The organism is Streptomyces sp. NPDC006294, assembly GCF_042870895.1.
Classification (GTDB): domain Bacteria; phylum Actinomycetota; class Actinomycetes; order Streptomycetales; family Streptomycetaceae; genus Streptomyces.
Genome location: NZ_JBIAHV010000023.1, coordinates 80610 through 100141, shown reverse-complemented (window position 1 = coordinate 100141; position 19532 = coordinate 80610). Strand labels below are relative to the sequence as shown.

Here is a 19532-nt window from a genome sequence, read left to right as displayed (position 1 = left end):
GAACCCCTCGACAAGGTTCATCGTCCCAGCTCAGAAGGCACTTTCGTGTTGCCGCACAGAAACCGGTCCCACACCAAGCGAAACGGCGAGGTTAACCGTGGTCGCTGCGCGGGGGGTGAGCGTTTCGATGATCTCCAGCGCGCGGGACTTGCCGGAGCCCGGTTCGGGGGAGAGGAACGCGATCCGAGCGGTGCCGTCGAAGGCGTCGATCAGGTGGGCGTGCGCGTCCCACAGGGCGACCGCGACGTAGGCGGCCTGGGTGGGGAAGACGTTGAAGCGCCGGTGGAACGCTTCGACCTCGTCGAGCAGCGCGGCTCCGTCGATGGACGGCGCGGGCGGGGTGGTGCTGGTCATGCGGCGGTCCTCCCTTCCTGGGAGCTCCGGAGCGGGCAGAGGTCTCGGTGGGCGGTGTGGTCGGCGATCAGGTCGTGCACTTTGCGGTGGCCGACCGCGCTGCGGTCCCGGTCGCACGCGCACTTCGAGGTGGCGGTGGGGATCGCCCCTCGACCGGGTGTGGTGATGTGCAGCCATGCGACCGGGTACCGGCCGTCTCCCGGCTGCTGGTCAGGGCGAACAGCAGAAAGGACGCCTTCGGCGACGCCCTTCGGCGCTCCACCGCCGGTCGGCGCGGGGGCCGGTTCGGCGGCGAACGACTGAGGGGTGGCGGGGAGGCTTTTCAGAGCGGGGCGGGGCGGCGGGTTGCTCATGCCGTCTCCCGGGGCCGGCAGGTGCGGATCGACCAGTTCAGGGCGGAGCGCAGAGTCGAGCGGCACTCGTAGGGCTTGAGTCCCACCGACTCCCCCGCGCTCTGAAAAGCCTCCTCGACCACGTGACGCGGGATGTCGCCCCACGCGATGAAGCGCCCCATGGATCGTGCGGCCCTAAAGAGCGTGTCCTCCCGGCGCGGCTCGCGGGAGGCGAGGATCGCGGCCTTCTCCCGCTCGAACGCCACATCCGCGACCCGCGAACCGCTGGCGACCGGCCGGGCGATCCGTGCCGGGCCCTCGGTCTTCGGGACGGGCTTGAACGCGTCCAGCAGCCAGCCGGGCAGCGGAAGGACGGGACCGTCGTGGATCACCTCGTACGAGCCGCCGGGGGTGGTGCTGCCGGGGGCGACGACGTATCCGCCGTGCGCGCGGGTGTCGATCAGCGGGGCGAGGGTGCCCGCCGTGTTGCCCAGCCGGACACTGGCCGGTGCGGTGAAGTACAGGTGCCGCCCACCGCTCGCGGTCCGGACTGTGCGGGTGGTGGGGACGGGGTGTCCGGCGCGCTCGCAGAGCGCCTTGAAGGTCGTCACGCCGCAAGGCGTGTCCGCATTGCTGTTGGCCTTGGGCTTGTCGAGGTCGACCACGAGCAGCCCGGCCGGGCCGGTGGCGATGCCGACGTTGAACGCGCCCGCGGACCATGCCGCGCGGATGCGGTCCGGGTCGGTGGTGGCGCGCTGCTCCCACTTCAGGTGCCCGCCGGCGCAGGGACCAGTGCGGTTGCAGGTGTCCTCTCCGTGCAGGGCCGGGCGCTTGCCGCTGGGCTTCAGCGGCAGGACGGGCCAGCCGCGTTCGGCGGCATCAAGCGCTGCGGCGAGCAGCGCGGACTTGCGGTCATGGGTCATGCTGGATGTCTCCAGTTCTCTGGATGCTGGATGAGGGCGGCCCCGGACTTTGGCGAGACGGGGGCCGCTCTCGGCGTGTCAGGCGGTGGCTAGCTCGGGTTGCTGCCAGGTGGGCAGCGCATCGAGGACTCGGGCGCGCCACCTGAGGGCGTAGTCGAGGCAGTTGGCGCAGTTCTTGTGGGTGGTGTGGCCGGGCATCGGTGGCCGGTAGCGGGCGTGGGTGCTCCAGGCGAGGGAGTCGGCTGAGGCCAGGAGGTGGCCGACCTGCTCCAGTCCGAGGGTCTTGAAGCCGAAGCCGTGTAGTCGGAGCCCGTAGCTGGCGAGGGTGGTGACGATGGCGGCACCCTGGCGGGTGGATTGGCGGCGGCACACGGAGCCGAGCCCGACTGTCGGTTCCTGGGTGAGGTCGATTCCTGCGCGCTGGTAGAGGGTGAGGCAGCGCTCGTAGTCGGAGAGCTCCCAGCCCTGCAGCACGGGAATGATCGGGAGGTCCGGAGCCATCGACCGGAGCTCGAGGAAGTTGGCCACCGTGCGGCGCTGGTGTTCGGCGACGGATAAGCCGGTGCCGGCGAACCGGTTCGGTCCGGCCTGCCCGCCGGCGATGACGATCGGCTCGCACATCCAGTCCTGCGGGGCCGCCCAGTCGAATGGGCCGACGCCTTCCCAGATCCGGCGCAGATCAGTGACGTACTGGCGGGGACTGCGGGTCCACTGGCCGTGCTTCTGGAGTTCCGTGAACCCACCCGAGTCCACCGCGTATGGACCGAGCGCCACCGGCAGGGTCCGCGCCTGGGTGAAGTGCTCCGACTTCAGGAAGAGCGGCACGCTCGTGACGCGGACCCAGTGTCGTTTGTGGGTGGTCAGGTAGAACCGCACAGGCTCCTCCTACAGGGCGTGGAGGGCGTTGATGAGGGCGTTGATGAGGGCGTTGGCGAGGTTGGTGATGGGTTCGGCGGCGCCGGTGGAGGCGAGGAAGAAGCCGAATCCGGCGGCGGTGAACGCGGCTCCGGCGGTGAGGCTGCGCGAGCGGAGCAGGAAGAAGAGCACGAGTCCGAAGAGCAGGACGAGCGAGACGGTCACGGCCATGCCATGGCCTCCCTTCGGTCAGCGTTTGGCGCCGTGGCGGGTGTGGTCGTTGGCCAGGGCGGTGAGCCAGGTGATCTCTTGCTGGGTGATGGCGCGGAAGCGGATCCGGACGCTGCAGCCGGGGGCGGGGCACCGCAGGGTGTGCATTCCGGCGAGCCGGGCGGCGGTGTCGGTGAGGCGGGCGGGCATTCGCGTCTCCACGGGCGGTCCTCTCAGCGGTTGTTGATGGTGCCGCTGGCGCGGCCGAACAGGCCGGTGGCGGTGATGTTCTGGGTGATCTGGGTGGGGGCGGCCCGGCCGGTGCGGCTGCGGCCGATGCCCAGCAGCAGGGGCAGGGCGATGGCTCCGGCGGCGATGAGGGCGACGGTGGCCCACAGGGCTTGGCTCATGGCGATCAGTCCCGGTGCGGCGTAGGAGAGTCCGATGCCGGCGGCGGCGACGCCGCCCCCGATGGTGGGGGTGAGGAGTGCGGTGGTCTTGGCCCACGTCGGGATCGGCTGCGCTACCGGTATCGGCTGCGGTTCCGGTGCGGCGGGCGGCTGGGTGTAGGCGAGGGTGCGAATGCCGCCGGGCAGGGTGACCAGTTGGACACCGGGCGGGATCTCGTGCGGCAGCATCTCGGCCCGCGCCATGGTCGGCATCTGGGGAACGGTGGTGATCTCGTACGGGGTCTGGGAGTGCACAACGGGGTCCCTTCAACGACGGCGGGCAGCACCCGTGATGCGGGGTGCTGCCCGATGCCTTGCTTGTCTTGTCGCTTGTCGTCTGCCTTGTCGTGCGGCTTGTCGCTTGCCGCTTGTCGCTTGTCGCCTTGCAGGTCACAAGCCGTTTCCGGCCCTCACAGGCCCGTCCAGGGCCCTTCCCGTGGGGGGTGGGCGACAGGCGACAAGTGCTCACGCCTCGGAGGTTGTTCCGGGGGCGTGACGGTGGTGAACGTAGCGGGCTTTGGTGCCCTCTCCTACGCGGACGGCGGTGCCCTCGTCGGTCCATGCCTTGAGCCATCCGACGACGGTCTGCCGGGTGGTGCCGTGCTCGTCCGCGAGCGCGCGGGCGATCGCGGACGCTCCGGTGCCCTCGGCTCCGGCGGCGAGCAGCAGCGTGAGCGCTGCGTTCCTCGCGGCGTTGTCCTCGTTGCGCAGGGCGGACAGGTTCAGCCCGGCCGGCCGGGGCGGCTGCTCGGTCCTCGTGCCTGCGTCCGGTTCGGTGGTGCCGGGTTCGGGGGCGGTGGCGAACTGGGCGTCGATCTGCTCGCGGAACTGCCGGGCGAGCGCGTCCTCGTTCGACTCAGGGGCGGGTGGCTGCTCGCGGAGCGCGGACAGGTTCAGCCCCGCCCCCGTACCTGCCTCCCGCGTCTTCTCGGTGGCGGGGTGGTCGTCGCGCATCCATGCGGTGCGGGCGCTGTCCCACCTGCGGGCGTAGTCGGGCCCGGCGGCCTTGCTCGAGATGGCGTCGAGGGTGGGGTGCCGGTCGCTGGTGGCGGCGACGATGTCGCGGATCTGGTTGGGCAGGATCCGCCATGACTTGAACAGCGCGGCGGCGGATTCGGGGGTGCCCATGAACCCGGCGCCCTTGTAGGGAGCCTGGTCCACGCGCAGTCCACGGGATCCGGGGAACTGCTTGCCCAGGTCCATGCCCTCGGTCTCGCCACCGGTCAGGGCGACGCGGACCTTGGCTTCCCGGCGGATCATCAGGTTCCCGAGCACGGCCCCGGTGGCTCCGAGGGCGGTCAGGACGGTGCGGATGCCCATGGCGCGGGCGATCCGGATCACTTCCAGGATCTTGGCGGCGAGCTTGCGGGATTCCTTGTCGCTGCTGGCCAGGATCTCCGCACCTTCATCGATCACGATCTCGATCTGCGGGATCCGGTCGCTGATCGGCAGGAGATCGGTGTTCGCCTTGGACATGAGGTCCTGGTAGGCCATCTTCCGGTGCTTGGCGATCCGCACCGCCGCATCGAGCATCACCGCGGCTTCCTCGTGCGAGGCGGCGAGCCAGTCGACACCCGGCCGCATCCCCTCGCCATCTCCGGCGAGCGCGGGGCGTACCCACGGGAGGCCGGCGGATCCGGCGTTCAGGTCGATCACCCAGGTGAGGATGTCGGTGGCGCGGGCGAATCCGGCGAGGATCGTGTGGACCATGTTCGTCTTGCCCGATCCGGTCGGCCCGACCACGAGCGCGCACTGCTCGCGCAGGTAGGCGCGGATCTCATCCGCGTTCGTCCGCAGCCCCCACGGGATGCCGGTGTGCAGGGAAAGCGGCCCGTAGTCGGTGGGGTAGGTGACCTCTGCCGCGAGCACGTTGACCGTGGTCACGTCGATCAGGACGCGGCCTTGGTCGATGCCCTGCGAGGCGGAGGCGGTGCAGCCGTGCGGCAGCCGCGCATCGGCGGACAACCGGGCGGACTCCTTCGCGATCTTGTCGTAGGTGGTGCCACCGGGCGGCAGTTCGGCGTCGATGGTGATCCCGGTTCCGGTGGGCCACTGCTCGACCGCGAGCACGCGCACGGTGATGCCGCACACGCGCTGGATCCGGTCCACCCATTCGGCGGCGATCGCCCGGCGTTCGGCGGACAGCTCTTGGGAGACCTGCCGCTCAGCGGCTGCGATGGCCTCCAGCTCGCGGGCTTCCTCGTGGAGCAGCGTGGCGCGGGCGGCGGCGCCCATCCCGACTCCGAGGGTGGCGAGCGATCCGAGGGCGGCCCAGGTGAGCGGGCCCGTCGTCATGGCCCACGTCGTCCACCCGGCACCCAGCAGCCACGAGGCGGCGCGCATGCCGATCGTGCGGGCCGAGAGCCGGTCGCGGAGGGACGTGGCGGTGTGGCCGATCGCCCCGGCCGCGCCGATGGCGAGGGCCCAGCCGGGCGGCATGCCGGCGGCGGCTCCGGTGGTGGCGACGGCGAGGCATCCGGTGGTGGCGGACAGAGCGCCGGTCACGGGTCCGTGACCGGCCGCCCAGTCCCACACCGGCCCGGTGCTGGCCTGTGTGTTGGTGGTCATGATCAGACGTTCCATCCCTTCTCGGCCTCGGTTCCGTTGCGCGGGTCCTCGTGGCGGGCGATGTCCTGCTCGTGTGCCTGGCGGAACAGCGGCCCCATGTCCTCCGCGACCGCAACCGCCGACATGAGCGCACCGAAGATGTCGTTGAAGCCGTCCGCGACCTCCTTCTCCAGCGGGAACTCCGAGTCGGCCCGCTCCGCAAGGATCTTCATCACGTTCGCCACGCTGGTCAGCGCGGCGGGCAGACCCTCGACCATGGCCAGGATCTCCATGGCGTCCTCGGGGTCGTAGCTGTTGGCCGCGGCTTCCATCTCCGCCGCGTACTCCTCGAACCGGAAACCAGACACGATCTCTCCCTCACTGCTCGTACCGCTGCTCGTGGGTGCTGCCGGCGTCGGCCCGGCCGGGCGCTCGACCTGGTCCCCGATCTGCTCGGTACCGTCCTCGGCCGCCTCGGCGTCGACGGCTCCCTCGGCCTCCTGCAGAGCGGCCCGGATCTCCTCGTCCCGGGCCATGCGCTGCTCGTCGGCGGTGCGCATGAGGCGGGCGTAGAGGCGGCGGCCGGGGTGGATGAGCCACGGCAGCCCGAGCTTGCGGCCGATGGGGGACGTGATGAGCCCGACGATGCCGAGGGCACCGGCGAGCAGCGCGGCGAGCAGGCGGCGGCGCTGGAACCGAGCAGCCGAACGCCGCAGGGCTTTGCGTGCTTCCTTGCGGAGTGGTGCCTTGCGCACCTGGTCACGCTGTCCGGCGACCTGCCCGGCCGTCCGCGCATCGCGTGCCTTGCGAGCCCTCTCTATCGCGGCTCCTCGGGCCTTGCCGATACGTCCGGCTGCCTTGCCCACGGCCCGGCCGACCGGCCCTTTACCGGCCAGGCCAGCACAGCGCCGGTCCGCCTTCGCCTGACGGCGGGCGTCCGCGACCGAGCGGCGGGCACCGGTCGTCTCGTTGCGGCGGGCGGCCCGCGACGGCGAGCTCTGGCGGGCCGCGTCCCGCAGGGCCTTGACCTGCCCGACCTTGCCCCGGCCCTGGCCGGACGCTGCGGACGGCGCCCCAGCGGAGCCCTTACGGCTGCCACGAGAGATCCCGCCCGTCCGACCGGCAGAGGAGGCGGAACTGATGGCGCTGCGGGGCGACTTGCCTCGCCCGCGACCAGCGGTCTTAGTGGTGCCGGCGCTCCCGCTACGGGACTGGCCCGGCACCCGCCCCGTGCTGGGGCGGCGGCCCGATGCGGCCCCGGCCGACGTGCTGCTCCTGGCCGCGCGGCCAGTGGTCGCCTTGCCCTTGCGGTCGCGGCGGCCTCGCGAGGCGGCGACGGTGCTGAGCACGACCGCGCCGGTAGCGGCGAGGGCGAGCGCGACCGGCCCGCCCGCCAGTGCGGCGGCGGCCATCAGGGACGTGGTGGTGTTCGTGCCGGTGACCGCGAGCGGCACGACCGGCCACCCACCGGGCGTGTGCTCCACCTCGGCGGCCGGGCCGGGCGCGGTCTGCTCGAGCAGAGGCGGTGTGGTGTCCGGCGGGGCCTGGGTGCCCGCTTCCGGAGCGATGGTGGTGTCCGTCATGCTGTGTGCACTCCCTTCGGGAGGTCAGGGGGCCCGGACGCTGCCGGCCAAAGCGATGCGTCCGGGCCTTACTCATGGAGTGGTGGTGCAGGTCAGAGCCGGTTCGACTCCAGCGAGAAGAAGGCGATGTTGGCGCGGGCGAACTCGGGCTTCTCCGTGCGGATCTGGCCCAGCAGGTGCCCGAGCACGTCGTGCCGGGTGGCGGTCGGCGACGGGGTGACCGTGCCGAACCAGCAGCCGGAGATCCGGCCGGGAATGTCGAGGGTGAGCACGTAGTGGTGACTGCCCTGGCCCGTGGCGGCCGGGGCGGCGGTCTGCTCGGTCTGGCTGCTCATCGGTTGTTCTCCTGTCAGGTCAGGCGGCGAGAGTGGGTGAGTCGTGGCAGGGCACGCACATGCCGAGCGAGCGCGGGATGCGGTATCCGGCGTCGCGGCGGCAGGTGGGGCAGACGCGCTGGGCGGCGTTCGCCTTGGCGAGAGCCGCCCAGCGGGCCGGGGTCATCGGCCGTACGGGCTTGGCCTCATCGATGCGGTACAGGTAGGCGACCAGCGGCCCGCGACGGCGGCGCGGGCGCTGGACCTCGGCGGCGACGCCCTGCCCGCCCGGCCGTAGCCCGAGGGCGCGCAGCTGGCGGTAGGTGGCGTAGCCGTCGGGTGCGAGCCGCCACCGGTAGGTGGGAAGCGTGCTCACGACGACGCGCCTTCAAGCGTCCGGCCGGCAACCGCGTCGCGGTGTTCCTGGTAGCGCGTGGAGACCCAGCCGATCGACCAGCCGCACAGTTCGGCGGCCGACCGCACCGGCAGCCCCTCACTGAAGGCGGCGTGCACGATGGCGCGGGCGCGGTCCTCGGGCAGCTTCTCGTTCACCGGTCCGCCGGACAGCAACGCCGCGCGTTCACGGCGTTCACGTGCCTCGCGCTCCGCCTGCTCCCGGCGGGCTGCCTGCTCGCGTGCCAGACGCTCTGCCTCGCGGCGCTGTTCAGCGTCGCGTTCAAGGCGTTCACGGTCCCGTTCAAGCTGTTCACGCTCGCGTTCACGGCGTTCACGGGCTTCGCGCTCGGCACGCTCCCGCTCCTCGCGCTCGGCCCGGTCGGCACGGCGTGCGGCTTCCTCCCGTTCGGTCTGTTCGCGGGCGAGGCGGGCTTCGTGTTCACGCTGTTCACGGGCGAGCGTCGCGGCGTGTTCGCGTTCCTCGCGGGCCCGCTTCTCGGCCGCCGCCCGCCGTGCCTCTGCTGCCTGCTCCCGCTCTACCTGCTCCGCCTTGCGGCGGGCTTCCTGCGCGTCCTGGGCGGCGGTGATGGCGCGCCGGTAGGCGAGTCCGGTCTCTGCCGTGACGATCAGCAGCAGCGGCGCGACCGCGTGCACGGCCACGCCGACCAGGTCTTTCCTCAGCGCGGAGTCGGCCACATTGAGGGCGAGGGTCATGCAGCCGGTCATCCACCGCAGCACGACCGGCCACCGGCCGCCGTTCCCGCCCAGACGGGCAAGGACAGCATCGAGGCGGACCACGATGACGACCGCGGCGTCCACCACCAGCGGCAGAATCGGCGCGGTCCAGTCCCACTCATCAGGGGTGTGTGCGGCGGCGAGCGGGGTGACAGTGAGGATCGAGTAGAGCATCGCCCCAGCCACGATCAGCCACGTCCCGACCGACAACGCGCGCTCGGCTGAACGGATCTGAACACTGTTCACTCCGGCACCTCCAGGACCTCGGCGGTGGCGAACAGACGGGCCGGTGCATCCGGAAACTCGGGCACCGGCAAGGCCTCTGCCCACTGCCAATTGGCACCGTCTGTGAACACGTAGCCGAGCGTGTTCAGCGCCCGTGAACGCGCCTGAACACTCGGCACCTCAGGGCCGGCGTTCAGGTCGTACTCGGGCCACTGCGACGCCGGCACCCCGAGCAGCACCACATACAGGCGCCACCGGCCGGTCACCGTGGAGCGGGACACCTGCGCCTTGAACGTCGTCGCCATCACGCCACCTCCGGCGAGCCGGCGACGCCCCGGTTGGTCAGCTCACGGCGAGCGACCAGCACCCGCCGGCGCGCCCTCCGGATCCGCCGCACGTCCAACGGCGACAGCGACCGGTCCAAGGTGACGATCTGCGCGTCCAGCAGCTCCAGCTCCGCCGCGATGAGCGGCATCTCGCCTTCGATCGCGTCCAGCTCCGCGGCCGTCGGCTCGCGGTCGAACTCGGCGGCGGTAACAACCGCCTGAACAGCACCGATGTGCTTCATGAGTCGTGTTCCTCTCGGATAGGAACGGCTCAACACAGCGGCCCCGGTGTCCTACCACCGGGGCCGCACGCCGTTGAAGTCGGTAGATCCGACTCCCCCACCCCGCCCGTACGGCACCAGGCCGGACGGGCGGGGGAGGCAATCGGCCGCAGCAACCGCCGCGCAGGTGACCTGACTCCGCAACTCACCGGCAATCCCGGTGCACTGTCGTGGCGGATCAGGGAGACGCGAAGGGCATAGCCGTCAATGCCGGTCCAGCACCGGCGGCGCCCAGGTACTTAACTGCCGCATCAGAACTCCTCTGCTCGCTGGTCACATCGATGAAGCACTGCAAGGGGGATCTCTCGTCCCCACCCTCCGGCCGTTGCTCGCGGTCACCGGGCCACCTCGCCAGTACGGGTCGAAACCCTGTTCAGCCTGGCCTTTAGCGGGATTGCAGCGTCCCCGCCCTCTGCTGATGAGCAGCCCAAAGAAGGCCCCTCAGGTGTCGCTGAGAACCGCATTCGAGCCGTGGACTCAATGCAGTACCTCTATTACAGGTACTGCATCGAGATCCGTCAAGCTTGACGGCGAACTCCCCGGTTCTCGCGCCGGGACTTCTTGGCGCACCATCAGAATCGGTGCAGGTGAGGGGCCTTGTTCACCCCGCGCGTAGACACCTTGGGGTCATCTCGCTACGGTCAGGACGTCCCTAGACGTCCCACCGGGGGTTGAGATGTCCAATGAGCGCTTACGGTCTGCTCTCTTGGCGCAAGGCATGACCGTGCAGGACCTGGCCGAAGCCATCGAGGTCAACCCAAAGACGGTTGAGCGCTGGATCACGCAAGGGAAGGTCCCTTACCGGCGACACCAGTACGCGACCGCATCCGTGCTCCGAGTCGAGGTGACGACCCTGTGGGAGGACTCCCGCACGGTGGACAGCGCGGCTGACCTGAGCAAAGCGGAGATCGTGACGGTCTACCCGCATCGGCACATGGTGCCCGCCGGCTTGTGGCGTGAGATCTACGGGCGGGCCCAGTCGCACGTCGACGTGCTCGTTTACTCCGGCCTCTGGTTGTCGGAGGACCCACTCTTTCATGACCTGCTCAAGGCCAAGGTGCAGGAAAACGCCCAGGTGCGCATCCTGCTCGGGGACCCCGACTGTGCCGCAGTGCGGCAGCGCGGCATAGACGAGGGTCACCAGATCATGGGCGGCAAGATTCGCAACGCACTGATGAACTACCGCCCGTTGTTCAAGAGCCATCCCGACATCGGTTTCCGGCTCCACGACGCGACGCTCTACAACTCACTGTTTCGGGCCGACGACGAGATGCTGGTGAACACTCACGTCTACGGCATCGGCGCGTACATGGCGCCGGTCCTACACCTACGACGCCTGCCGGGCGGCGGACTCTTCGACACGTACGCGAATAGCATCGAACAGACCTGGGGAGGCGCGCGCCAGGTGACGGATCACGACCTCACGGGAGCTTGACCATGGGACGCATTGACTACCTTCACGACCCCGACGCCCCGCCGGCCAACTCGGTGGTGCCGTCCGTCGTGGCGTTCGTGCAGAACGATGCAGGGGAGGTGCTGGTCATTCAGCGGTCTGACAACGGCCGTTGGGCGCTCCCTGGCGGCGGCCACGACGTCGGAGAGTCGATCAGCGACACCGTAGTGCGCGAGGTGTGGGAAGAGACTGGCATCAAGTCCGAAGTCGTTGACATGTCGGGGATCTACACCGACCCGGGGCATGTGATGCTCTACGACGACGGCGAGGCGCGCCAGCAGTTCAGCATCTGTTTCCGCGCCCGGCCCATCGGCGGGGATGTGCGTACGAGTAGCGAGACGACGCAGGTCCGCTGGGTCGCCCCGGCGGACCTGGCAGGACTCGACATCCACCCCACGATGCGGCTCCGCATCGAGCACGCCTTGGACCGGACGCGGACGGCTCCCTACATCGGCTGACGCTTCACCGCGGCGACTCGTTCGAGCACGCGGGCGGTACAAGCCAGGATCTCCGGTTCGGCGCGCCGGATGAACATGCCGATGAGGCTGTCGGGCCCGTACCGCCCCGTGATCTCGTTCACGCGGTCGACGGGATTCGTCGGGGTCCCGTCCGGAGTCGTGTTCATGTCGCAGAAGCAGAGCGCATCGGAGAGCTCCGCGAGCTCGCGGGGGAACTCGGACTCCAACTCCTCGCGCAGCCCGCGGGCCTCGGCCTCCATCCAGGCGCAGGAGTGGTGGGCCACGAGACGGATGACGCGCACGTCGGCATTGGCGACGTCCCGCAGGTACCGGGCACCATCGAGCGGATGGAACCCGGTCTTGGCGAGATCGGGGGAGTAGCCAATGTCGTGAAGCACTGCCGCGGCCTCCAGCAGCTCGGCATCTTCGCCCAGGATCGGGGCGATGATTCGAGCGCGCTCGGCGACCCCGAGCGAGTGCGCCCACCGCCGCGGCAGCGGCTCGGCGAGCAACGACTCTGCGAGCGGGTAGGCCAAGTCAGTCAGTCCCGTGCTGCTCACGCTACGAACGCTCCTCTCGGCCCGGTAGGGCCAGTACGGTTCGCTGCTTTCCTTGCTGGCTCGCCGACAGGAGGCCGGCGGCCTCCAGCCTGTCGAGTGCCTTAGCCACCGTCGGCCGTGAGACACCGAAGCGCTCTGCCAGCGCACTCGTGCTAGGGAACTTTGCCCCTACTGTGAGCTCGTCGGTGCGGATCACTTCTGTGATCTGCTCGATGAGCGGCCGGCGGTCGCGCTCCTGCCCCGGCCGGACGACGCGCCAGCGTCCTCCGGGCACCCGCTCGGCTCGCCCCTCCTTCTCCAGGACCCCGAAGACGCGCAACGCGACCCCGCGTGAGACCCCGTAGTCCCGCATGAGTTCCGCGGCCGACGGAAGCTCGGCCATGTCAGGCTTGGCGTCGATCTCTGCCTTCACGACATCGGCGATCCTCAGGAAGGTTCCCCGAGGGCTAGCCTCCTGCGACACCTGGTCTCCCTTCTCGTGCTCGTGCTTACGGACAAGCGTCCCACGGGCTCGTTTCGGCTCCCGAGGATGAGTCGGGCGGGTTTTAGCGAGTTTGTACTTTCCTCACGTGATCAAGGCGTCTCGCTCCGCTCGCCGCGCGCGCTCCCCGGCGTCACCGCCGGGGACGACGCTCCTGTCTCCGCCCCGCTCCGTCCCCGGCTACGCCGGTCGCGCGGCTAGAGCGAGGCGTCTTGCCCACGTGAGAACAGGCCGGCACGGGGCTGGGGCGGTCGGTTCCACGGCTTTAGGCAGCCACCATGGGGCGAGCCTCGAAGATCGGGGCCCACATCGGGCCTTACCGGGCAGGTCCACAGACTGCCCGATTTCGCTGACCAGCGTACGGGCCCCGCTCTCTCGCCCCATGGCAGCTCCCGCCCAAAGCCGCTCCACCGACCTCAGTGCAACTCCCGTCGCCGCAAGGGGGTTTAGCCGTGCAGCTCTTTGAACCGCTCGTGCAGCAGCGGGTAGTCCGCAGCCTCCCGTACGGTCTGGGGTGCCGGGTCGTCTAGGTCTACCGGCTCCGGCTCGAGTGCCGCCTTCACGTCTGCTACCAGCCTTTTCAGGTCTTCATCATCTAGCGCGATCACGTATCCACGTTGATCCAAGGCTGTGTCGCGGCAACGCCGCAAAAAGAGCGTCTTATCTTTAAAGGAACGGCAGGCCAGGATCCCGAATTTACCGCGAAGGGGAGAAAAACGGGAAGAGAGCTGGTCCAGTTCCGGATTACGAACGTCCTTCCCGTAATTCTTGCACTCTACGAATACGTACCGACTCGGAATCTTGTGCTTTACGAGGTAGCCGAAGAACCCCTCTCGCGCCATATTGGTGTATGAAATGTCAATCCTCTTACGGCCGTCATGGATTTCGTCCTCCTTTTCCGGCATCGCCAGGGAAGGATAAAAAAGTGCGGTGAGAAGCGCCTCAACGGCATGATGATACTGAGTAGCATGCTCCTTCCCCGTAGGTGTATCCAGTACGGCATGGAGCAGCTTCTCGTAATCGGGAGAAGTGGATTCCCCGGTGCTGGCAAGATCCTCGTGACTCAGAGGCCTTGGACCGATCTTCCGCTTTTCTTCGCGATAGTGCTCGTAAATAGAGGGCCTTTTCAGCGTCTCGCGGGTGATGTCAGGCTTCGTGCTCCCGTATTTCTTGGCAATCTCCTTCTTCGTGACCCAGAATCGCCCGCGCGCTCCGCGGACGGTATCCGCGAAACGCCTGTTCGCACTCTCCGCTTCCTCCTCCTGTAGCACGGGGACTAGATGATGCCGGTAGTACTCGCCACGCGACATGTGCATCGCTCGGCGGACGATTACCTTCGGAACGAGAAGTAGTTTGTCGCCGTCGGGTGCGGGAAGCTCTGTGAAGCCGTTTTCCCACTCAAGGGTATTCGGGTTCCAGACCGGCCCACTCGTTACTCCCGCCTCCAAAGGGATACCAAAGAGGTCAGCCATTTGCTGCGTATAGGCGATCAGAGGGCCGCGAATGATGTTGGTAGTGACGTCGGAGATAATGTCCTTGTCGACGCCGTCGATGAAGAATGCAGTGTCCTCAAGGTCTTGAATCAGTCCGGATTTAGCTGCTTCACTTTCTGCTAGTTTATTGGCGAAGTCAGCGCCCATCTTCTTTCCAAAACCCCTGCCTGCGCTCTTTCCGCGGGAAATTCCGAGATGGGTCTCGTTGGGCTCACTGAGCTGACTGAGCAAATCCCTCGTGCGAGTCTTATCGCCATTCCTTACTGCGTCAAGGACGCTGTCGAAGAAGGTGGTGAGCATTGTCATGCATTCTTTGCCCCAATCGTCCTCAAGGTATCGGATGGAGCTGGGATCTACGTACACCTGAATGTCGTTTACAGTGTCGACATCGACGAAATCAAGCGTTCCTTGAGTTCGCCCCAGAGAGTAGAATTCCGAGACCCGCATGACTTACCCCCCACTTCCTCGTTCAATCCAGCCGCGGTAGTTGGCTCCATGCCGCGCAGGTGACTTTGCCCCCGAAGCCTCGTAGACCATCGGTGCGGCGTAGTGCGGTGATACTAGGCGTAGGTACTGACACTTGGGGCGAGTAGGACGTTTGTGCTGATCAGGGATACCTCACGGAGACGGATCCCCAGTTGTTAGCCAGCGTTGCGGGACCAGCTGGTGCCGAAGAGTCAAGCAGCAACCCTGCCTCCGGGGTCCTGCGTTGCGCAAGGTGGCAGCGGGTGCACGGCCGGCGCACGATCGAGCTGTCAGCGTTCGGCCGTACCCTGCCGTCATGCGCATCGGCCCCCGGCATTGGTGTCGGGGGCCGATCAGCTAGGGCTTATGCGATGGACTAGGCGGTCTTCTTGCGGGCGGGGCGCCCCCGCTGACCCGTCTCGGAAGTCAGCCCCAGGTCGACAGCGCACTTGCCGACGCCGAGGGCGCCGAGTCCTTCGATTCCACCGAGATGGGACAGCACCTTCTCGATGGCGGCGTTGTAGACGCTCCGCGTTCCGCCGGCCGGACCCGAGCGCCACTCCGAGCGCCGACTGTCCCACGTCGTGATGGCGAGAGTGCCCTCGAAGAACATGTGCACCTTGATCTCCTCGCCATCGTGGTTCTTGGCAGAGCGCAGAGCGTCCTTGCGCCACGGCAGCTTGGCGAGCTCGTCGATTACCACATGAGGGGAAACGCCCTGCTGTCGGGCCGCGGCGATCACGTTGGCGACCGTGTAGAGACCTGCCGCCGACCCGTGCAGGTAGATGTCCTTGAACTCCTTGGCAGTCAGGACCCCCCGCTTCATCTCCTTCCAGCCCGGCAGGCACTTGTAGGCGTAGTCGATCAGTGCGACGACATCCCGCCCGATCTCCTCGAGTACGACGTCTTGGTCCTTCTTCTCCTCGCGGCAGAGGCGGCCCACGATGTCCTCGAGCAGCTTCTCCCGCTGCTCCGGCGTACGGTCCTTGAGTCCCACGCCAGCGATGCTGGCGGCAGCGTTCCGTACTGCCGCGGCCGGGTACAGGTCCTCGAACTCTCGCCCCTTCTTCTCCGCGAGTGCTCGGGCGGCCTTCGCACCCAGGTAAGCGCTGCGGTTGGAGAAGAGCTCGGAGTGCTTCATGACGTAGGTACCGAGCCGGTTCTGCAGGGTACTCATGTCCATCACCGCGATGAGCGAAGCCGAGATTCGCCGCGTGGACGCCATCCGCACGAAGATCTCAGCGAGCCTGTGCGGGTCATCCTCGAGCAGCATCTCGATAGTCGCGCTGGACGTCTCGAACAGCTTCCTCACGCGAATGTGCTCAGGATCGTCGCTGTCCTTCACGCGCTTCCAGACGTCGAGCAGCGCCATGATGCGGTGCTGACCGTCCTCAGTGAGCGGGTTGGGGGCACTCTCCCGAACCGTGAGCTCGACGAGTTCCGCGCCCTCCCCGAGAGAGGACAGACGCGAGATGTTGACGTGCTCCGGATCCGGCCCGAGCGCCACGGTGAGGGTGCCGACGAAGGGCCGGTCGTCCGTCATCAGAGACTCGGCGATCTTCTTCCAGTGAGACTCGGCGATCTCTCGGTTGCCCGCCTGCTCGCTCTCCACGTCGAAGTCGCGGCGGCTCAGGAGCCGGTCGAAGTTGAACCGCTCGGCGATCTCCTTGTAGGTGGCGCTGAACGAGATCTTCTGCATCGTCCCCGCCATCGTCAGCGTTCCGATCTTCTGGAACTTGATGGGGGCCTTGAGCTGCTTCAGCAGGGCGAGGTCAAGCTCGCTGTTCTGCTTGGGGGTCATTAGAATCTCCTCTAGGACTGTGCAAGGTCCGACCTAGGGCTGGTGCCGTGGCTGCGGCGCCAGCCCTCTTTTGCGCTTCCAGCTTGACTCGGCCGGCCTATCTCCGTCAAGCGGTTTGCCCGTACGCAGGAAAATAGGCCGGCCATTAACTCTGGAGATCTCGGCATCCTGCATGTGAATCGGATGCCGTTTTTCGACATCCGATTGCATGATCGGGGGAGGATGTGGAAGACTCGGTGGCAGGGGCCGTCACACTCGGTGATCGCTGAAGGGGTTAAGGGGGTCGCGTGAGCGACACGGGGCAGGAGTCCATCTGGGTGCTCGAGCCGGGTGACCGCATCGAGCGGAAGGAGCTTCATGCCAAGTTCGGCGGGCGCACGCAAGGCGGGATCGGTCCGTCAGCGAAGACGCCCAACGTCTTCGTCTTCACTGATCCGGTGGCCGGCGAAAAGCACGGCTACTACGACGGATGGATGCCGGATGGCTGCTTCCATTACAGCGGTGAAGGGCAGTACGGCGACCAGCGCATGTTGTCGGGTAACGCCAGCATCCTGAATCACCAGGCCGAGGGGCGTGCCCTCCGCGTCTTCCAGGGCGCCAGAGGGATCGTCACCTACCGCGGCGAGTTCGTGGTGGACCCGCAGGACCCTTGGTACACAGCGGACGCGCCGGAGACTGATGACGGCCCTCTTCGGAAGGTCATCGTCTTCCGCCTCAGGCCGGTGGACACCGAACCTCAAGAGCCCAGCACCAAGCTCGGCCGGCTGCTCAATGAGCAGAGGAACCCGGTCGAGGTGATGCCGCTAGAGCGCAACGAGTCGGAGACCACGTTCGTCAACCCGAACCGCGAGGCATACGAGGCCGACCGTAAGGAGGCGCGGCTGGTGAAGGATTTCGCTGACTTCCTCGCTCGAAGAGGTCATCAAACTCAGCGGCACAGAATTCTGCCGCCCGGTGAGACTCGCCCTCTGTTCACCGACCTGCACTGCGAAACGCTTGCATTGCTGAGTGAGGCCAAGGGCAGCGTTACCCGGGAGAACATCCGCATGGCCATCGGCCAACTCGCCGACTACGGTCGGTTCGTCCACCACTCCATCCGCGCCATCCTGCTCCCCTCGAAGCCGCGCGAAGACCTTCTGACCCTGGCTGAGTCACAGGGGTGTGCTGTCATCTGGCCCGAGGGCAAGACGTTCGTCAGCACCAACTCGAAGGCACTTCCATAGCCGGCCGCCTACCGCGCCGCCGGCAGCTGTCCCTCATGCCTCCTTGTCAACAGGGGCAGGGGACGCGGCCTATTCGTGGACCGGCAAGGCTTGGTCATCAGCTTGTAGGCCGCTGACCTGTGCAGACGCCTCAGGCACACGGGGCCTCCGGAGTCGTGTCACACGGGCTGCCCGAGTGACGGCAGCCGTTGACGGCAACGCCAACGCACATCGGCGTGTCTGCCCGGACCGTGTCGCTGTTCCCTCCCTAGTCCAACAGGTTGATGCCCCTGGCGTCGTGCTCGGCTGGTCGAACTTACAAAGCAGATGTCGGCGGTTCGAAACCGTCCGCGCCCACCAGTGCACAGGCCCCCAGCCGATCATGGCTGGGGGCCTTTGACATCTACTTCTGACATCAACGGGGACGATCACTCACGGCCGGGCCGCCTCTTGAGCAGCCGGTCCCCTCCAGCGCCGGGCCCCGACGCTCCTGTCTCCGCCCCGCTCCGGGCCCCGGCTCCGCCGGCCGCGCGGCTAGAGCGAGCACACCTGATGCGGTGCACGGTAGCCCGCTGTCGCTGGGTCCGGTCGGCTCCACGGCTCTTAGTACTCCAGCCGTAGATCCTGATCTTGTTGGTCGTCGGGATGGTATGCAGGGCGGCCCCAGGGCCTGCCGCGTAGCGTGGAAGTAGAAGGTGAGGGTCATGACCGGACAGATATTGACCGAGGTCAGCGCGGTCGTCCCGACTGAGCGTGAAGCGGATCTTGTCGCGGCCTACCGTGAGCTTGTCGCCCACTCTCCGCCCGACGGGCTGATACGAACCGAGCTGCTGAGCGGCCAGGACGGGCGGTGGCGTATTCAGACGTTGTGGCGGGACCGCGCCGCCCTCGAAACTATGCGCGCGGCCCCAGACGGCCCGGCAGCACCTCGGCTCTTCCGTGAAGTGGGCGCTGACCCCGAACTCGCACTGTTCGACGTCAAGGTTCACCACCTCGCCCAGGGCGGATAGAGCTGCTGCGAACACTGCCCTGGACTCGGTGTGCCGGGTCTCCATCTCCACCACTGCTCGGTAGACGAGGTATCGGGCACGGCGGGACGTGAGTGTCGACGGCGGCAGGCGCAGACAGCGGGCCTGCTTCAGCCCCGCGTCCCACTGCCGCATACGGACCTGCGCACCGAGGCGTTCAGGGCGATGTTCATGTGTCCGAAGGACAGCCAGTGCACGTCCCTCGCCTCCCCGCCGACGGCCTGCGCCAACTCCCGCGCAGCGCTCAGGTGATGCTCGACGGCAGTGGAATCCTCTGCCCGCGCGGCGACTGCTACCGCGCCAAGGTGCAGTTGTCCTGCAACAGCGAGCGCCTCACGGGTCGACTCACCGGCGAGCAGCGTGTGCCCGGCAGCCACGAGTCGGCGGCCCAGCCCGTCGGCCTCCTGGTACGAGAGCGCCCGCTTGTACTGGCGCACGGCGTCGAGGCAGGGGTCGGAGGCCCGTTCGGCGGCACACCCCATGCGGTCGAGGGCGACCGCGGCCAGGTCCTGGTATCCCAGCTTCAGGGCGATGTCGTGTGCTGTGCGGTAGGCGGAGGCGAGCGCCTGCCATGCCTGCGTGCTCGGGTCTGTCCGCACGGTGTGCGTCAGGTCGGTGATGATGCCGGGCAGGGCCTCGGCGGCGGCGCGGAGCCGCGTGGCGCGCACCTGCCGGCAGACGGTGTCCGCCGCGGCGACGAGGACGGGCAGCGGGGCCGGTGCGGTGTTCGGGTCGGGGTCGAGGTCGGACAGAGCGAGGGCCTCGCGGATGGGGCGTACGAGCGCAGCGATGCGGTGCGGTTGGATGCCGGTCGACGGGTCCGCTCCGGTGAGCAGGGCGAGGTCGATCCGGAGGGCACGGGCGACAGCATCGACGAACTCGGGGCTTGGCGTGCGGGCACCGCATTCGACCTGGTTCGGGAGGCTGTACGAGTAGGGCAGCCGGTCAGCGAGCTGCCTCTGCGTCAGGTGCGCCAAGCGGCGCTGCTGTCGGATGCGTGCACTGGTGCGGTCGTCGTCGGGTGTGGGCATACGGGACTCCGTTCCTGACACGTCATCTGG

Annotated in this window: 22 protein-coding genes and 1 pseudogene; 4 read left to right on the top strand and 19 right to left on the bottom strand. The window is 68.0% G+C overall.

Features of this window, described 5'->3' with window-relative positions:
- Positions 1–78: 78 nt before the first annotated feature.
- From ACFYOP_RS31315 to ACFYOP_RS31250, 14 genes and pseudogenes are all read right to left on the bottom strand, one after another.
- Positions 79–354, bottom strand: a pseudogene (locus ACFYOP_RS31315) (DNA primase); the annotation flags it as partial.
- Positions 351–707 (bottom strand): hypothetical protein, encoded by a 357-nt coding sequence (locus ACFYOP_RS31310; protein WP_356891216.1) that lies wholly within the window; start codon positions 705–707, stop codon positions 351–353. The pseudogene ACFYOP_RS31315 and the gene ACFYOP_RS31310, both read right to left, overlap by 4 nt.
- Positions 704–1609 carry a bifunctional DNA primase/polymerase gene (locus ACFYOP_RS31305; protein WP_356891218.1) on the bottom strand — a complete coding sequence of 302 codons (906 nt, stop codon included), beginning with the start codon at positions 1607–1609 and terminating at the stop codon, positions 704–706. Before ACFYOP_RS31305 ends, ACFYOP_RS31310 begins: the two co-directional genes overlap by 4 nt.
- A 78-nt stretch (positions 1610–1687) precedes the next feature.
- Positions 1688–2485 (bottom strand): hypothetical protein, encoded by a 798-nt coding sequence (locus ACFYOP_RS31300; RefSeq protein ID WP_356891220.1) that lies wholly within the window; start codon positions 2483–2485, stop codon positions 1688–1690.
- A gap of 9 nt (positions 2486–2494) precedes the next feature.
- Positions 2495–2695, bottom strand: a complete 201-nt coding sequence (locus tag ACFYOP_RS31295; RefSeq protein WP_356891222.1) for a hypothetical protein — start codon at positions 2693–2695, stop codon at positions 2495–2497.
- Between the two features lie 18 nt (positions 2696–2713).
- On the bottom strand, positions 2714–2896 hold the full coding sequence (locus ACFYOP_RS31290) for a hypothetical protein (protein ID WP_356891224.1): 183 nt from the start codon (positions 2894–2896) through the stop codon (positions 2714–2716).
- A gap of 11 nt (positions 2897–2907) precedes the next feature.
- The gene (locus tag ACFYOP_RS31285) at positions 2908–3378 is read right to left on the bottom strand and encodes a hypothetical protein (RefSeq protein WP_356891226.1); all 471 of its coding nucleotides are present in this window, start codon (positions 3376–3378) and stop codon (positions 2908–2910) included.
- Between the two features lie 210 nt (positions 3379–3588).
- Entirely contained in the window at positions 3589–5691 is a 2103-nt protein-coding gene (locus ACFYOP_RS31280; protein ID WP_356891228.1) for a hypothetical protein, read from the bottom strand.
- Positions 5692–5693: 2 nt separating this feature from the next.
- Entirely contained in the window at positions 5694–7253 is a 1560-nt protein-coding gene (locus ACFYOP_RS31275) for a hypothetical protein (RefSeq protein ID WP_356891230.1), read from the bottom strand.
- Between the two features lie 92 nt (positions 7254–7345).
- Positions 7346–7588, bottom strand: a complete 243-nt coding sequence (locus ACFYOP_RS31270) for a hypothetical protein (RefSeq protein ID WP_356891232.1) — start codon at positions 7586–7588, stop codon at positions 7346–7348.
- Positions 7589–7607: 19 nt separating this feature from the next.
- Positions 7608–7943 carry an RRQRL motif-containing zinc-binding protein gene (locus ACFYOP_RS31265; RefSeq protein WP_356891234.1) on the bottom strand — a complete coding sequence of 112 codons (336 nt, stop codon included), beginning with the start codon at positions 7941–7943 and terminating at the stop codon, positions 7608–7610.
- Entirely contained in the window at positions 7940–8944 is a 1005-nt protein-coding gene (locus ACFYOP_RS31260; protein ID WP_356891236.1) for a DUF2637 domain-containing protein, read from the bottom strand. Before ACFYOP_RS31260 ends, ACFYOP_RS31265 begins: the two co-directional genes overlap by 4 nt.
- On the bottom strand, positions 8941–9228 hold the full coding sequence (locus ACFYOP_RS31255) for a DUF6303 family protein (protein ID WP_356891238.1): 288 nt from the start codon (positions 9226–9228) through the stop codon (positions 8941–8943). The genes ACFYOP_RS31260 and ACFYOP_RS31255 overlap by 4 nt, the downstream gene beginning before the upstream one ends.
- Entirely contained in the window at positions 9228–9491 is a 264-nt protein-coding gene (locus tag ACFYOP_RS31250) for a DUF6284 family protein (RefSeq protein WP_356891240.1), read from the bottom strand. The genes ACFYOP_RS31255 and ACFYOP_RS31250 overlap by 1 nt, the downstream gene beginning before the upstream one ends.
- A gap of 757 nt (positions 9492–10248) precedes the next feature.
- Between ACFYOP_RS31250 and ACFYOP_RS31245 the strand changes: the two genes are divergently transcribed.
- Together ACFYOP_RS31245 and ACFYOP_RS31240 are read left to right on the top strand one after the other, a co-directional pair.
- Positions 10249–10965 (top strand): XRE family transcriptional regulator, encoded by a 717-nt coding sequence (locus ACFYOP_RS31245; protein WP_356891242.1) that lies wholly within the window; start codon positions 10249–10251, stop codon positions 10963–10965.
- Between the two features lie 2 nt (positions 10966–10967).
- Positions 10968–11441 carry an NUDIX domain-containing protein gene (locus ACFYOP_RS31240; protein WP_356891244.1) on the top strand — a complete coding sequence of 158 codons (474 nt, stop codon included), beginning with the start codon at positions 10968–10970 and terminating at the stop codon, positions 11439–11441.
- Here the strand turns inward: ACFYOP_RS31240 and ACFYOP_RS31235 are convergent.
- The 4 genes from ACFYOP_RS31235 to ACFYOP_RS31220 form a co-directional block, all read right to left on the bottom strand.
- Complete coding sequence (locus tag ACFYOP_RS31235; protein WP_356891246.1) at positions 11429–12001, bottom strand: HD domain-containing protein; 573 nt, start codon at positions 11999–12001, stop codon at positions 11429–11431. The two genes, ACFYOP_RS31240 and ACFYOP_RS31235, sit on opposite strands and share 13 nt — an antisense overlap.
- Position 12002: 1 nt before the next feature.
- Positions 12003–12464 (bottom strand): GntR family transcriptional regulator, encoded by a 462-nt coding sequence (locus ACFYOP_RS31230; RefSeq protein WP_356891248.1) that lies wholly within the window; start codon positions 12462–12464, stop codon positions 12003–12005.
- Between the two features lie 464 nt (positions 12465–12928).
- Positions 12929–14422, bottom strand: a complete 1494-nt coding sequence (locus ACFYOP_RS31225) for a hypothetical protein (protein WP_356891250.1) — start codon at positions 14420–14422, stop codon at positions 12929–12931.
- A gap of 394 nt (positions 14423–14816) precedes the next feature.
- Positions 14817–16241, bottom strand: a complete 1425-nt coding sequence (locus ACFYOP_RS31220; RefSeq protein ID WP_356891252.1) for a DNA sulfur modification protein DndB — start codon at positions 16239–16241, stop codon at positions 14817–14819.
- Between the two features lie 287 nt (positions 16242–16528).
- Here ACFYOP_RS31220 and ACFYOP_RS31215 point away from each other — a divergent pair, with 287 nt between their 5' ends.
- Together ACFYOP_RS31215 and ACFYOP_RS31210 are read left to right on the top strand one after the other, a co-directional pair.
- The gene (locus ACFYOP_RS31215; RefSeq protein WP_356891254.1) at positions 16529–17464 is read left to right on the top strand and encodes a restriction endonuclease; all 936 of its coding nucleotides are present in this window, start codon (positions 16529–16531) and stop codon (positions 17462–17464) included.
- A gap of 683 nt (positions 17465–18147) precedes the next feature.
- On the top strand, positions 18148–18453 hold the full coding sequence (locus ACFYOP_RS31210) for an antibiotic biosynthesis monooxygenase (protein ID WP_356891256.1): 306 nt from the start codon (positions 18148–18150) through the stop codon (positions 18451–18453).
- A 128-nt stretch (positions 18454–18581) separates the two neighbouring features.
- Here ACFYOP_RS31210 and ACFYOP_RS31205 read toward each other — a convergent pair whose 3' ends face one another.
- Positions 18582–19502: a helix-turn-helix transcriptional regulator gene (locus ACFYOP_RS31205; RefSeq protein WP_356891258.1), complete on the bottom strand. Its 921-nt coding sequence runs from the start codon at positions 19500–19502 to the stop codon at positions 18582–18584.
- Positions 19503–19532: the final 30 nt, after the last annotated feature.